This window comes from Caulobacter sp. GW822-FHT07D08 (genome assembly GCF_058798735.1).
Genome location: NZ_JBXAKU010000002.1, coordinates 370289 through 384160 on the forward strand (window position 1 = coordinate 370289; position 13872 = coordinate 384160).

17 protein-coding genes are annotated in these 13872 nt (G+C 67.8%); 5 read left to right on the forward strand and 12 right to left on the reverse strand.

Annotated features, from left to right (window positions below; translation table 11 throughout):
• A complete protein-coding gene (locus tag AC1RJ9_RS05540) occupies positions 1–423 on the forward strand; it encodes a hypothetical protein (protein ID WP_492836730.1) in 423 nt (140 codons plus the stop codon).
• Between the two features lie 47 nt (positions 424–470).
• Here the strand turns inward: AC1RJ9_RS05540 and AC1RJ9_RS05545 are convergent, their stop codons facing one another.
• A complete protein-coding gene (locus AC1RJ9_RS05545; protein WP_492836732.1) occupies positions 471–929 on the reverse strand; it encodes a tRNA (cytidine(34)-2'-O)-methyltransferase in 459 nt (152 codons plus the stop codon).
• Positions 930–1134: 205 nt separating this feature from the next.
• On the opposite strand from AC1RJ9_RS05545, the gene petA reads away from it, so the two are divergent.
• Genes petA through AC1RJ9_RS05560 form a run of 3 tightly spaced genes read left to right on the forward strand, consistent with a single transcriptional unit; the run spans position 1135 to position 3838 of the window.
• Positions 1135–1686, forward strand: coding sequence for a ubiquinol-cytochrome c reductase iron-sulfur subunit (gene petA, locus AC1RJ9_RS05550; protein WP_492836734.1), 552 nt, complete (start codon positions 1135–1137; stop codon positions 1684–1686).
• Between the two features lie 5 nt (positions 1687–1691).
• A complete protein-coding gene (locus AC1RJ9_RS05555; protein WP_492836736.1) occupies positions 1692–2978 on the forward strand; it encodes a cytochrome b in 1287 nt (428 codons plus the stop codon).
• Positions 2979–2983: 5 nt separating this feature from the next.
• The gene (locus tag AC1RJ9_RS05560) at positions 2984–3838 is read left to right on the forward strand and encodes a cytochrome c1 (protein WP_492836738.1); all 855 of its coding nucleotides are present in this window, start codon (positions 2984–2986) and stop codon (positions 3836–3838) included.
• Between the two features lie 71 nt (positions 3839–3909).
• On the opposite strand, the gene AC1RJ9_RS05565 is transcribed toward AC1RJ9_RS05560, so the two are convergent.
• From AC1RJ9_RS05565 to ychF, 6 genes are all read right to left on the reverse strand, one after another.
• On the reverse strand, positions 3910–4380 hold the full coding sequence (locus AC1RJ9_RS05565; protein ID WP_492836740.1) for a GNAT family N-acetyltransferase: 471 nt from the start codon (positions 4378–4380) through the stop codon (positions 3910–3912).
• A 157-nt stretch (positions 4381–4537) separates the two neighbouring features.
• Positions 4538–5305, reverse strand: coding sequence for a pepsin/retropepsin-like aspartic protease family protein (locus AC1RJ9_RS05570; protein WP_492836742.1), 768 nt, complete (start codon positions 5303–5305; stop codon positions 4538–4540).
• A gap of 96 nt (positions 5306–5401) precedes the next feature.
• Positions 5402–5920, reverse strand: a complete 519-nt coding sequence (locus AC1RJ9_RS05575; protein WP_492836744.1) for a SixA phosphatase family protein — start codon at positions 5918–5920, stop codon at positions 5402–5404.
• A gap of 31 nt (positions 5921–5951) precedes the next feature.
• Positions 5952–6632 carry a dienelactone hydrolase family protein gene (locus tag AC1RJ9_RS05580; RefSeq protein ID WP_492836746.1) on the reverse strand — a complete coding sequence of 227 codons (681 nt, stop codon included), beginning with the start codon at positions 6630–6632 and terminating at the stop codon, positions 5952–5954.
• Positions 6632–7312: a dienelactone hydrolase family protein gene (locus AC1RJ9_RS05585; RefSeq protein ID WP_492836748.1), complete on the reverse strand. Its 681-nt coding sequence runs from the start codon at positions 7310–7312 to the stop codon at positions 6632–6634. Before AC1RJ9_RS05585 ends, AC1RJ9_RS05580 begins: the two co-directional genes overlap by 1 nt.
• A gap of 67 nt (positions 7313–7379) precedes the next feature.
• Positions 7380–8480, reverse strand: coding sequence for a redox-regulated ATPase YchF (gene ychF, locus AC1RJ9_RS05590; RefSeq protein ID WP_492836750.1), 1101 nt, complete (start codon positions 8478–8480; stop codon positions 7380–7382).
• A 119-nt stretch (positions 8481–8599) separates the two neighbouring features.
• Here ychF and AC1RJ9_RS05595 point away from each other — a divergent pair, with 119 nt between their 5' ends.
• Complete coding sequence (locus tag AC1RJ9_RS05595; RefSeq protein ID WP_492836752.1) at positions 8600–9430, forward strand: pirin family protein; 831 nt, start codon at positions 8600–8602, stop codon at positions 9428–9430.
• On the opposite strand, the gene AC1RJ9_RS05600 is transcribed toward AC1RJ9_RS05595, so the two are convergent.
• The 5 genes from AC1RJ9_RS05600 to AC1RJ9_RS05620 all read right to left on the reverse strand — a co-directional run bounded on the left by AC1RJ9_RS05600 (position 9427) and on the right by AC1RJ9_RS05620 (position 13775).
• A complete protein-coding gene (locus tag AC1RJ9_RS05600; protein ID WP_492836754.1) occupies positions 9427–10176 on the reverse strand; it encodes a tetratricopeptide repeat protein in 750 nt (249 codons plus the stop codon). The two genes, AC1RJ9_RS05595 and AC1RJ9_RS05600, sit on opposite strands and share 4 nt — an antisense overlap.
• 2 nt (positions 10177–10178) lie before the next feature.
• Positions 10179–10796 carry an aminoacyl-tRNA hydrolase gene (pth, locus tag AC1RJ9_RS05605; RefSeq protein WP_492836756.1) on the reverse strand — a complete coding sequence of 206 codons (618 nt, stop codon included), beginning with the start codon at positions 10794–10796 and terminating at the stop codon, positions 10179–10181.
• A gap of 88 nt (positions 10797–10884) precedes the next feature.
• Entirely contained in the window at positions 10885–11484 is a 600-nt protein-coding gene (locus AC1RJ9_RS05610) for a 50S ribosomal protein L25/general stress protein Ctc (protein WP_492836758.1), read from the reverse strand.
• Between the two features lie 157 nt (positions 11485–11641).
• Positions 11642–12697, reverse strand: coding sequence for a hypothetical protein (locus AC1RJ9_RS05615; RefSeq protein WP_492836760.1), 1056 nt, complete (start codon positions 12695–12697; stop codon positions 11642–11644).
• A 139-nt stretch (positions 12698–12836) separates the two neighbouring features.
• Complete coding sequence (locus AC1RJ9_RS05620) at positions 12837–13775, reverse strand: ribose-phosphate pyrophosphokinase (RefSeq protein WP_492836762.1); 939 nt, start codon at positions 13773–13775, stop codon at positions 12837–12839.
• Positions 13776–13872: the final 97 nt, after the last annotated feature.

A 13872-nucleotide genomic window follows, 5' to 3' on the forward strand; every position in this document is an offset into this window, starting at 1 on the left:
ATGTTCGCTGCGGTTCCGCTGCTGGCCTTGCCGGTCATCATCTACAATCTGATCGCCCTGACCCTGACGGGCGGCTTCAAGGCCGCGGACGCCAGTGTCCGCATGACCGACCGGCTGTTCACCATCCACATGACCTCGCGCGCCGAGTGGGGCGTCAGCCTGGGCGACCTGCTGCTGGCCGCTTCGCTGGTGGTGCTGTTCGTCGAACTGCTGAAATCGACGACCAGCCGCAAGATCGCGATCATCAACCACTCGCTGTCGATGGTGCTGTTCATTCTGTGCCTGGTCGAGTTCCTGCTCTTTCCGGCCTTCGCGACCTCGACCTTCTTCCTGATCACCCTGATGGTGCTGCTGGACGTGCTGGCCGGCTTCATCGTGACGATCGTCGCCGCGCGGCGGGACGTGGACTTCGGGGATCACTGATCTCCCGGCGTGCTTCGAGGCGCTTCGCGGCGCCTCGAAGCACGCGCCTACTCCGGAAATCCACTCGTCTGCCGTAGGGCCTCGCCCAGCGCCATCGCCGCCGTCGTCGCCAGGTTCATCGAGCGCGTCTCCGCCCGGATCGGGATGACGATGCGGCCCTGCGCCGCCGCGTGGACGTCCTCGGGCGCGCCGCGACTCTCGTTGCCGAACAGCAGCGTGTCGCCGGGTTCGAACGAAAACCTGTGGAAGGGCGTGGCGCCCTTGGTCGTGAAGAGCAGCAGGCGCCCGTCAACGCGCTCCGGCGCCTTAAGGAAAGCCTCCCAGCTGTCGTGGCGCGTGAGGTGCGTCAGTGGCCCATAATCCAGCGCCGCGCGCTTCAAGCTCTTGTCATCCAAGGGAAAACTACAAGGCTCGATCACGTCCAGACCCACCCCGAAACAGGCCGAGAGCCGGATGGCCGCACCGACGTTTTGGGGAATGCCTGGTTGAAAAAGTGCGATACGCATAATAAGCGAACCAACCACAAGGGCAGCAGGGGCTTTGCCGGGAATCGAAAGGGCTTGCGGACTCGGTCCGCGCGTCCGATACGACGATCCGACCGCTGCCTTGTGGCGGAGATCCGCTTGCGGGTCGAGCAAGATATGGCGCTGAAAGGCGCTTCTCCAAGTCGGACCGCTTTTCGCGGACCGGCGGAATTAGAGGGTGACGTAGGTGGCCGACACCGCCGTGGGCGCAACGACCGAGCCGGAACACGGGAGCGATCCCTCCCGGCGCGACTTCATTCACATCGCCGCGATCGCGGCCGCCGCCGGCGGCGCAGCGACTCTGGTGTGGCCGTTCATCGACCAGATGAACCCGTCCGCCGACACGCGGGCCCTGGCCTCGACCGAGTTCGACCTGACCAAGGTCGCCGAGGGCCAGCAGGTCGTCATCAAGTGGCGCGGCAAGCCGCTCTTCGTGCGCAATCGCACCAAGGCCGAGATCGCCAAGGCGGTCGCTGACGACCACGCGTCGATGAAGGACCCGGCCACGGACGCCTCGCGCGTCAAGCCGGGCAAGGCCCAGTGGCTGATCGTCGGCGGCAACTGCACCCACCTCGGCTGCGTCCCGACCTTCGGCGGCGGCGAGTACGGCGGCTGGTTCTGCCCGTGCCACGGCTCGGTCTATGACACCTCGGGTCGTATCCGTAAGGGCCCCGCGCCCCTGAACCTGGTGGTTCCGGAATACGCCTTCCTCACCGACACCAAGGTCAAGATCGGTTAAGCGAGATGAGCGGACATTCGACCTATCAACCCAAGACCGGTATCGAGCGTTGGCTCGACGCTCGTCTGCCGATCATCCGCCTGGGCTATGACTCGTTCGTCGACTATCCCACGCCGCGGAACCTGAACTACTGGTGGACCTTCGGCGGCATCCTGTCGCTGTGCCTGGCCTCGCAGCTGATCACCGGCATCATCCTGGTGATGCACTACACGCCCAGCGCCCAAGGCGCCTTCGCGTCCGTCGAGCACATCATGCGCGACGTGAACTACGGCTGGCTGATCCGCTACATGCACGCCAACGGCGCGTCGATGTTCTTCATCGCCGTCTACATCCACATGCTCCGCGGCCTCTACTACGGCTCCTACAAGGCGCCGCGCGAAGTGCTGTGGCTGCTGGGCTGCGTGATCTACCTGCTGATGATGGCCACGGCTTTCATGGGCTACGTCCTGCCCTGGGGCCAGATGTCGTTCCACGGCGCCGTCGTGATCACCAACCTGTTCGGCGCCCTGCCGCTGGTCGGCGAGAGCATCACCACCTGGCTGTGGGGCGGCTTCGCGGTCGACAACCCGACCCTGAACCGCTTCTTCTCGCTGCACTACCTGCTGCCCTTCATGATCGCGGGCGTCGTGATCCTGCACATCTGGGCCCTGCACGTGGTCGGCCAGAACAACCCGACCGGCGTTGATCCCAAGTCGAAGGCCGACACCGTCGCCTTCACGCCGTACGCCACGGTGAAGGACGGCTTCGCGATGAGCGTCTTCCTGATCCTCTTCGCCTTCTTCGTCTTCTACATGCCCAACGCGCTTGGCCACGCTGACAACTATGTCGAGGCCAACCCGCTGGTGACGCCGTCGCACATCGTTCCGGAATGGTACTTCCTGCCGTTCTACGCGATCCTGCGCGCCGTGCCGGACAAGCTGATGGGCGTGCTGGCCATGTTCGGCGCCATCGCCTGCCTGTTCGCCCTGCCGTGGCTGGACACCTCGAAGGTGCGCTCGATGCGCTACCGTCCGACCGCGAAGGTCTACTTCCTGTTCTTCCTGGTGGCCTGCATCATCCTGGGCTTCTGCGGCGCCAAGCTGCCGGACGATCCGGTGATCCCGCACCTGACCACGTTCCAGCTGGGCGGTTCGGACCTGAACAGCTTCGTGTGGCTCAGCCGCGTCGCCTCGCTCTACTACTTCGCTTTCTTCCTGGTCGTGCTCCCGGTCCTGGGTCTGGTCGAAAAGACCCTGCCGGTTCCGGACTCGATCGCTTCGCCGGCCCTCTCGGCCGACGCTCATAAGGGTTGATCCCGATGCTCCGCAAACTCTCGGTTCTCGCGGCGGCGGTCGGTCTCCTGACGGTCGGCGTCACCGGTCCGGCGCTCGCCAGCGGCGGCGCGCTGAAGGCCAAGGAAGTCCACTGGTCCTTCGAAGGCCCGTTCGGCAAGTTCGACCAGGCCCAGCTGCAGCGCGGCTACAAGGTCTATCGCGAGGTCTGCTCGGCCTGCCACGCGATGAAGCTGGTGGCGTTCCGCAACCTCGGCGACAAGGGCGGCCCGTTCTACAGCGAGAAGTATCCGAACTCGAACGACAACCCGTGGGTCAAGGCGATCGCCAAGGACTACGAGGTCGCCGACATCGACGGTGAAACTGGCGACGCCATCAAGCGTCCGGCCACCAGCGCGGACTACTTCCCGGCGCCGTTCGCCAACGAAGCCGCGGCCCGCGCCTCGAACGGCGGCGCTCTGCCGCCGGACATGTCGCTGCTGGCCAAGGCCCGTGAAGAGGGGCCGAACCACATCTACTCGGTGGTGACCGGCTATGTGGATCCGCCGAAGGGCCTGAAGGTTCCGACCGGCGGTCACTACAACCCGTACTTCCCGGGCGACCTGACCTCGGCCTGGTCGGGTAGCCACGAGCACGTCCCGCCGGGCGGCTTCATCGCCATGGCCCCGCCGCTGAAGGCCGGCCTGGTGACGTTCGACGACGGCACCAAGTCGACCCTGGACCAGCAGGCCAAGGACGTTTCGGCGTTCCTGATGTGGGCCGCCGAGCCCAAGCTGGAAGAGCGCAAGCAGACCGGCTTCGCCGTTCTGATCTACCTCGTCCTGCTCTCGGGTCTGCTGTACGCCAGCTACAAGACCGTGTGGCGCAACGAGTCGCACTAAGCAGGCTCAGCGCCAAAAGGACTGAAGTTCGAAGGGCCCGGTGGAAGCACCGGGCCCTTCTTCTTTGCGGGCTACAGGTCCAGCCGCCACACGATCAGCGACCCGTCCTCGCTGTCCTCGCGCTCGCCCACGGCCTGGAAGCCGTTGCGGGCCAACACAGCCTGCGAGGCCGGATTGTCGACCGAGGTCTCCGCGGTGAGCGCCAGCACGCGGTCATCCTCTCGCGCCCAGGCGGCAAGGTCGGCGACGGCGCGGGTGGCGGCGCCGCGACCCCAGCGGGTGGGCGCTACGCCGTAGCCGATCATCAAGGATCGGTCGGCGGCACCCAGCGGCTGGACGGATGAGATCAGGCCGACGACCTCGCCGTCTTCCACGATCATCCAGGCGCTGGGGCTGAAGGTCGCGCGGATGTGGTCGGCCAGATCGCTCAGCATGGCCAGCACCTCGGGCGGCGCCACGGGGCTGTCGGCCAGGCGATAGGGGGCAGGGGCCTCGCCGCGCAGCAGGGCGGCGAAGTCTTGGGTCTTGGCTTCAATAAGCATCAAAGGTCTCGGCTTTGAGAAGGCGCGCTGGGATCAGCGCGAAGGCCGAGCGACGGACGTCAGGCGCGTAGGCTCGCGTCGCCGCCGCGGCGGCTGTACGGAATGGCGACGACGATCAAAGGCGCTCTCCTACGTCCAAGCCTCAAGCCATAAGGTCTCAGGGCGCGACCGACAAGGTGCGGGCGTCGGCTGACAGCCGCAGGCGGTGACGGGCCCACAGCGCCGTGCCCAGGGTCCCGTCGACGCCGCCCGGCAGGTCGTCGGCCAGGGTCGCGGGGACATTCTCGGCCAGGACGCCGCCGATCGACAGGGCCCGCAGCCGGGCCGGAGCCGTATGGCGGGCGTTCGTATCCAGCTTTCCGGTCGCGGCCGCCCCGCGTGTCGACAGCCGCGCCATGGTCTTCGAGGCGGTGTCGATGGCGAAGGCCCCGCGCAGGGCCGTGGGGCCGTCGCTGACGGCCGCGGCGAGGGTCGGCAGGCCGGCGATCACCTCGACAGGCAACACGACCTGTCGGCGGGCGCTCCACGGCTGGTCGATGCGCACCCGACAGTGGGCGAAGTCGATCTCGATGCTGTGGCCGGCCAGGACGTCCATCCCGATGACCCCGGCGATCGGGGTGACGAAGCCGGCGCCTCGCGCGTCCAGATCGGCGACCCTGACCGACACCCCCGGGGCCTTCAGCCCCGCGACCTCGACCGGCAGAGTCAGCTCGGGCGCGGTGATGCCCTCCATCTGGGCCTTGGTCTCGTGCAGCAGCGTGCGCGGGGCCGAGAGGTCGAGAACATAGTCGCCGGCCATGTCGGCGATCACCGCCGGGACGATCACGGCTCCGTTCTCGAACCAGCACGCCGTCTCCCCGGCCCGCGCGGCGCCGGCGAGGGGCAGCGAAAGCAACAGGGCCAGGGCGGGTACGCGGCAACGCATGGGACCAGCGTAGCTCAGCCATGACGTCCGCGCGATGGTCTCGACACCGCCGCCATCGCCGTCACCCTGCCGGCGGGGACGATCCCGCCGAAGGACTCAGCAAGCCTGGGTCGGCGCGCCGTAACGTGCGTGGATCGCCTTGGGCGCCGCGCCGCCCAGCTGGATGACAGTCATGTGGTCGTACTCGCAGTCGGTCAGGACCTCCGGCGCGGGATCGCCCAGCGCGCGGGCGATGTCGGTGACCGTGTTGCTGTGGCCGACGATCAGCACGGCGGCGTCGGCGGGCGCCTCGCGGGCGGCCTCGGCCACGCGCTGGGCGTGGGCGACCGCGCCGCCATCCAGGGCGATCGGGACGATCCTCAAGCCGGCGGCCCCGGCCGTGGGCTGGCCGGTCTGCTGGGTGCGCTTCAGCGGCGTCGCCAGCACCAGCGCCACCTTGGCCCCGGCGAGGCTGGCCGCCAGCGCCTGGGCGCGGGCCTGGCCGGCCGGCGACAGGTCCGGATCGCCGTTGGGCGAGACCTTCTCGCCGTGACGGACGATCACCACCGTCTGGGCCAGGGCCGGCGAGGCGGCGAGAAGGAGCGACAGGCTGAGAGCGGTCAGTGAGCGGATCATCCACTGAGCCTAGGCGGGGCTCGACCCGTGCTCAAGCCTCGCCCTTGCCGCCGCCCGAGCGCTGGAACAGCTGCAAGGTTCGCAGCATCGCCAGGCGGGCGCTGTCGGGGTGGTGGCCGCTGGGGGCCACGAAGGCGTGCCCGGCCTCGTAGAGATAGATCGGCAGGTCCGGATGCGCCTCGCGGATCGCCTCGACATCGGCCAGCGGGATCAGACTGTCGGTCTTGCCGAAATGCAGGATGGTCGGAACCTTGGGCGTCTCGTCGCGATAGGCGACGATGTCGCCGCCATAGAAGGCCGAGACCGCCGTCAAGCCGTCGCAGCGGCAGGCCGCCAGCCAGGCCGTCGTGCCGCCATAGCAGAAGCCCATGGCGAACACCGGGCCGTCCAGGGCGTCGATGCAGGCCTGGACACGGGGCAGGGTGGAGACGCCCCAGCCGGTCGCCTTGCCCATGGCCATCCGCGCGTCGAGGATCGTCGGCGTGATGTCTTCGACGGGGAAGTCGGCGTCGGCCGCGTCCATCAGGCTGGGAACGATGACCTCATAGCCCTGCTCGGCCAGGGTGTCGGCCAGCGCGCGCAGATGCGGCGTGACGCCCCATATGGCGTGCAGCATGACGACGCCGCCGCGCCGGGCTTCCTGGGGTAAGGCGTGGTAGGCCGTGAACGGCGAGCCGTCCTCCCTACAGGCCAGAGGGATCCGCTGGCCCATCACGCGGCTCCATTGGCGACGAACAGCGCCAGCGTTCGCGCGCGGGCCAGTTCCGCGTCGGCGAGATCGCTGTCGGGCCGGCCATCGTTGTTGAAGCCGTGGCCGCTGGCCTCATAGATGTGGACCGGCACGTCGGGATGGGCGGCCTCGACCTTGGCCTTGACCTCGTCGGCCGCGATATGGGCGTCCTTGCGGCCCAGGTGCACGATCACCGGCGCCTTCAGCGCCAGCTCGGCATTGGCGGCGATCATGCTGCCATAATAGGCCGAGCCCGCCGCCAGACCCCGCAGCCGGCCCGCCGCCAGCCAGACCAGCGAGCCGCCCAGGCAGTAGCCGACCGCGAACACCGGGCCGCGCGCCGCCAAGTCGTCGATGCAGGCCTGGATGTCCGACAGCATGGCGTCGATCCCGACCTTCTGCACATAGCTGACGCCCGTCTGGAAGCCTTTGGGATCGTGCTCGGCCACGAAGCCGGGCTCGGCGCGATCGAAGATCGACGGGGCCAGCACCTCGAACCCCAGGGCCGCCCAGCGCGCGACGTCCTCCTGAACGTACTGGTCGAGACCGAAGATCTCCTGGACCACGACCACGCCGCCTTTCCGCGCGCCGTTCGGCTGGGCGTGCAGGGCGGTGAACGCGAAGTCGTCGACGGCGGACTTCAGGGTGACGGTGTCGGACATAGGCGTGCTCCCCAATGAGAGACGGCCGGGGCGTTTCCGCTCCGGCCGCTGACTTTGTTCTGAACGCTTAGACGTTGAAGCGGAAGTGCATCACGTCGCCGTCCTTGACGACGTACTCCTTGCCTTCGGCCCGCATCTTGCCGGCTTCCTTGGCGCCGTTTTCGCCGCCCAGACGGATGAAGTCGTCAAAGGCGATAGTCTCGGCGCGGATGTAGCCCTTCTCGAAGTCGGTGTGGATGACGCCGGCCGCCTGCGGGCCGGTGTCGCCGACGTGGATGGTCCAGGCGCGAGCTTCCTTGGGGCCGACCGTGAAATAGGTCTGCAGGTTCAGCAGGGTGTAGGCCTCGCGGATCAGACGGTTCAGGCCCGGCTCCTCCAGGCCCAGGGTCTCCAGGAACTCGGCGCGTTCGGCGGCGTCCAGCAGGGCGATCTCGCTCTCGATCTGGGCCGAGATGACCACCGACTTGGCGTTGTCCTTGGCGGCGCGTTCGGCGACCAGGTCGCTGTACTTGTTACCCTTGTCGGCGCTGCCTTCGTCGACATTGCAGACATAGAGGGCCGGCAGCGAGGTCAACAGCTGCAGCATGTGCCAAGCCTTCTCGTCGTCGGCGTCGATCTTGGCGGCGCGGGCGGGGCGGCCTTCGCGCAGCAGAGCCAGGGCGATATTGGCCAGGCGCAGCGTGTTGGCGCTGTCCTTGTCGGCGCCGACCTTGGCGCGCTTTTCCAGGGCGGGAACGCGCTTTTCCAGGCTCTCCAGGTCGGCCAGCATCAGTTCCATCTCGATGATCTCGAGATCGCTGATCGGGTCGATGCGGCCTTCGACGTGGACGATGTCGCCGTCCTCGAAGCAGCGGGCCACGAAGGCCACGGCGTCGCAGTCGCGGATATTGGCCAGGAACTGGTTGCCCAGGCCCTCGCCCTTCGACGCGCCGCGCACCAGGCCGGCGATGTCGACGAAGGTGATCCGGGCCGGAATGATTTCCTTGGAACCGGACACCTTGGCCAGGGCGTCCAGGCGCGGCTCGGGCACGGCCACTTCGCCGGTGTTGGGCTCGATCGTGCAGAACGGGTAGTTGGCGGCCTGGGCCGACGCCGTCTGGGTCAGGGCGTTGAACAGGGTGGACTTGCCGACGTTGGGCAGGCCGACGATGGCGACTTTAAGGGCCATGGAACTCTCGTGGATTTCGTTGGGCGGGCGATTAGCACGGATGGTCGGGAAAGGCGAACCGGACCCCTCTTGCATGAACTGCAACCAGATCAGATATCAAAGGCGCAAAGGAGCTTCCCATGAGCGTTCGTCCCGTCCTGAAGATCGTGAAGGGCATGCCCGCCTCGGATGGCGACGGCGTGCGGCTGACCCGGATGCTGGGCACGCCGGAAGCCCAGATGTTCGATCCGTTCCTGATGCTGGACTGCTTCGACAACGACCAGGCGTCCGACTACATGGGCGGCTTCCCCGACCATCCGCATCGCGGCTTCGAGACCGTGACCTACATGCTGGAAGGCCGGATGCGGCATAAGGACAACACCGGCCGCGAGGGCGTGATCGGGCCGGGCGGGATCCAGTGGATGCGGGCCGGCAAGGGCATCGTTCACTCCGAGATGCCCGAGCAGGCGCAGGGCCGGATGCGCGGCTTTCAGCTGTGGGTGAACCTGCCGGCCAGGCTGAAGATGAGCGCGCCCGGCTATAGCGAGTTCGAGAGCGATGCGATCCCGGTCGAGGCCCGCGACGGCGGCGTCACGGTCAAGGTGATCTCCGGCGTCACGGACGTTGGCACGGCCGGCCCGATCGGCGGCGGCGCGGTCGACGCCCTCTATTTCGACGTCGTCCTGCCGGCCGGGACCGTGTTCGAGGAGCCGGTGGGCGATGACCGCAACACCATGCTGGCCGTCTACGAGGGCCAGGTCCGCGTCGCGCATGACACGGTCGACGCGCTGTCGGGCGTCTTTCTGGGTCGTGGCGAGACGGTCCGCGTCGAGGCCGTCACCGACGCGCGGGTGCTGCTGCTGGCCGGCCGCCCGATCGACGAGCCGGTCTTCTGGCATGGCCCGTTCGTGATGAACTCCCGCGAGGAGATCGTGCAGGCGTTCGAGGATTTCCAGCGCGGGCGGTTCTAACCCACCCCCTGGGCCGCGAAGTCGCGCCAGGCCTTGGCCTCCTTGCGGAAGTGGGCGTGGGTCTTGGACAGGCGCTTGTCGATCTCGGCCAGCTGGGCGCGGGCTTCGTCCTTGCGGCCCGTGCGGGCCAGGAAGACGGCATAGCGGGCGATGCCCTCGAAGCCCGGATAGTTGTCGGCGGCCCAGGAGAGCGCGGTCTCGGCCTGCTCCTCCCGGCCCAGGGCGTGGTAGACGCGGCCCAGCGCCAGCATGATATGGGCCGTGCGGCCGCCCGTGGGTGTCTCGCCCAGCTTTTCCAGCAGGGGCAGGGCCTCGGCCGGACGGCTCAGCTCGATCAGGGCGTTGGCGCGGCCCAGCAGCAGCTGCGGATCGTCGGCGTACATGCCGGTCAGGCTGTCGGCATAGAGCTTTTCGGCCTCGGCGTGCTTGCCCAGCTCCGTGGCGGCGACGGCCAGGCGGACGCGGTTGGCGACCGTAGGGGCGTCATCGACGGCGCGGGCGGCCTCGCGGTACTCGCGCTGCGGATCGATGGCCTTGCGGGCCGCCTGACCCATCTTCTGGGCGGTGCGGCCGCCAAACCAGGCGGGCGCGATGATGGCGACGAAGTAGACGAGCCCGCCGATCGGCTGGAACGCCAGGATGATCCACAGCCAGTACATCTGCTGGCCGGTGCGGACCACGTGGACGCACAGGGCGATGGCGATCAGGAGCGACAGGCCGATCAACGGCAGGGGAAGCGAGAACATCGTCAGTCGTCCTTGCCAGGCTTGCGCGGATCGGCCTTGGGCGCCGGCGCCAGGCGCATGACCTCGGCCTGATAGCGCTCGTCGTCGCCCGCGGCGGCGAAGGGCAGGGCGTCGGCGATGGCGTCCAGCATCGGGTCCAGCCACTGGTGCTCGACCTTGTGGAAGTCGCCCAGCACGTAGTGCATGACCGCGTCCTTGTGGCCCGGATGGCCCACGCCGATGCGGCCCCGGCGGAAGGCGTCGCCGACCTGGCTGGTCACCGAGCGGATGCCGTTGTTGCCCGCCGCCCCGCCGCCGGCCTTCATCCGGAAGCGGCCAGGGGCCATGTCGATCTCGTCGTGGAAGACGATGACGTCGGACGGCGCCAGCTTGAAGAACTTCATCGCCTCGCCCACGGCGCGGCCGCTCTCATTGTAATAGGTCTTGGGTTTGAGCAGCAGCAGCTTGACCGGACCGTCGGGCGTGCCGACCTGCCCCTCGCACGCCAGGCCCTGGAAGCGGGCGCGCCAAGGGGCGGTCCCCCATTTCCGCGCGAGCGCGTCGACGGCCATGAAGCCGACGTTGTGGCGGTTCTTCTCGTACTTGGGCTCGGGATTGCCCAGGCCGGCGAGGATCAGCATCGCTTGGATCTCAAGACTTCAAACGAAAACAGGCGGACCCGAAGGCCCGCCCGTTCCGTAAAACAGTTCGGTCGGATGACCGAGCGGATTAGGCCTCGGCCGTGGTGTCGCCGGCGTCCGACTGGGCGGCCGACGAGGCCTTCAGGGTCGCGATCACGAAGTCGCGGTCCACGGCCGGCTTCACGCCTTCCGGCAGCTTCACTTCCGAGATGCGGATGGTGTCGCCGATGTCGTGGTCGGTCAGGTCGATGACCAGCTCTTCCGGGATCTTGTCGGCAGGGCAGGCCAGTTCGACGGTGTGACGGATCACTTCCAGCGAGCCGCCCTTCTTCAGGCCGACCGAGGTTTCGTGGTTCTTGAAGTGAACCGGCACTTCGATCTTGATCAGCTGGTGCTCGTCGACGCGGTACAGGTCGAAGTGGACCGGCTCATCGGTGACCGGGTGGAATTGGACGGCCTTGGCGATGACCGATTGCTTGTCTTCACCGTGTTGCAGCGTGACCAGGTGGCCCAGCAGCTTGCCGGTGTACAGCGACTTGCGGAACTCGTTGGCGCGCACGGCGATGTTCACCGGGGCCTTGCCGCCGCCGTACAGGGTGCCCGGGACCTTGCCTTCGCGACGGACGGCGCGGGCCGCGCCGGTGCCGGCGCCTTCACGGACTTCAACGTTCAGAATGATCTCGGACATTGTCGTGTCTTTCTAGAGAGCCGGATGCTCTCTTTTGTGACCCGGCGCCTATGGCTGTATCGCCACGCTCGCCAGCATCGTTTTGGGGTCGCGCTACATACACAAAAGGGCCGGGCGACGCAACGCCCGGCCCTTTCGGCTGGAATCGGGGAGAAGATCAGCTCTTCTTGGTGGCCGACTTCTTGGCCGGAGCCTTCTTGGCCACGGCCTTCTTGACCGGCTCGGCCTTCGGCGGCGGGGGCGGTTCCGGCGGCAGGGTCGCGCCCGAGGCCTTGACCACGCACGCGCCGGTGTCGATCAGGATGTGCTGACCCAGGCAGAAGATGTCCTCGTAGTGCGGCTTGGACACGGCCAGGCACTGGTAGAGGTTCAGCTTGGCCATGTTCAGGCAGTTGGCCGTCGCCCAGTCGCCGCTCAGCGCGTCGATCGAGGCCAGGTTGTTGTCGCCGGCCGCGCCCAGGGCGGCCAGGGCCGCGACCGCCAGGCCGCGGATGACCACGGGCTGGTAGGGGGCGGGCGCCGCGCGCGGGGTCAGGCCCAGCGACTGGCCGCCGGTCGAGGCCTGCTGCAGCACGGCCACGTCGGCGCTTTCGGCCAGGGCCGGAATCGCCGACAGCGACTTGGCCGAGGCCAGGCGACCGTCGCGATCGACGACCGAACTCTTCGACCAGGTCGACCTCTGCACGTCATAGGCGGCCTGCTTCACGGCCTTGCCGGCCATGTAGACCTTCAGGCCGTCGCGGCCGACGGTATCGATGATCAGGCCGGCGGCGCTGTCGGCGCCCTTGAACACGGCCGCGTACGAGGGGTTGGAGAAGATGTTGTTGATCATCTCCTGGCGCTGGGTCGGATTGGCCGCGACCTCGCGCACCGAGGCGACGAAGGTGGGGTCCTGCAGGGCCAGGACGGCGGCGTAGGCCACCGCGCCGTTCATGAACGACTTGGCCTCATAGGCCGCGCCGATCTTCAGCGAGGCCTGGATCTGCTCGCCGTTCTGGAAGGTCGGAGACACCGCGCCGGCGCGGGCCATATAGCCGCGGAAGGCGCTGGCCCGCTCGACGATGCTGGCCGACAGCGTGATCGGCGGCGGCGGGGGCGGGGCCTGCACGAGCGGCGGCGGCGGCGGCGGCGGCGAGCTACAGGCCGCCACCAGGGCGGCCAGCGCCACGACGGTCGTCGTCAGGACGACGCGCGTACGCGAAAAAGAACGCATTTTCTGAACATCCCCATCAAGTCTTGGGGCGCGCATAGCAGCCCGGGTCGGCGAGATTGTGACTTCGCCTCGTTAACCAGACTTTTACAAGCGTTGCCGTGCGCGAGGCGAGTTCGCGCTCGGCGCTCGCCCGATGGGCTTAGTCGAACAGCTTCGACACCGACTCTTCGTTGGCGATGCGGCGGATGGCCTCGCCGATCAGCGGGGCGCACGAGACGTAGCGGATCTTGGGGCAGGCCTTGGCCGGGTCGGAGGCCTCGATCGAGTCGGTGACGACCAGCTCGGTCAGCACCGAATTGGCGACGCGGTCCGCCGCCGCGCCCGATAGGACGCCGTGGGTGATGTAGGCGCTGACCGACTTGGCGCCGTGGCTCATCAGGGCCTGGGCGGCGTTGCACAGCGTCCCGGCCGAATCGGCGATGTCGTCGAACAGGATGCAGCGGCGGTCCTTGACGTCGCCGATGATGTTCATGACTTCAGACTGGCCCGGGCCCGAGCGGCGCTTGTCGACGATGGCGAGGTCGGCGTCTTCCAGGCGCTTGGCCAGGGCGCGGGCGCGCACCACGCCGCCGACATCCGGCGAGACGACCATCAGGTCGGGACCCATCGGATAGTGGCGACGGATGTCTTCGGCCATCAGACGCGAGGGCAGCAGGTTGTCGGTCGGGATGTCGAAGAAGCCCTGGATCTGGCCGGCGTGCAGATCCATCGTCAGAACGCGGTCGGCGCCCGAGCGGGTGATCAGGTTGGCGACCAGCTTGGCCGAGATCGGCGTGCGGCCGCCGGTCTTACGGTCCTGGCGGGCGTAGCCGAAATAGGGCAGCACGGCGGTGATCCGCTTGCCCGACGCGCGCTTCAGGGCGTCGATGCAGATCAACAGCTCCATCAGGTTGTCGTTGGCCGGATAGCTGGTCGACTGGATGACGAAGACGTCCTCGCCCCGCACGTTCTCGTCGATGGTGACGAACACCTCGAGGTCGGCGAACCGGCGCACCTGGGCGCGCGTCAGCGGCATATCGAGATATTCCGCGATCGCCTGGGACAGCGGGCGGTTGGAGTTGCCGGACAGCAGCTTCATGGAGATATCTCGGGGTGGGGGGCGGCCGATGCGGGGCCTTCTATCAGCGATCGCCTCAGGGGCAAGTGTTAACGTGGCGACTTATTGGCATCCGTGT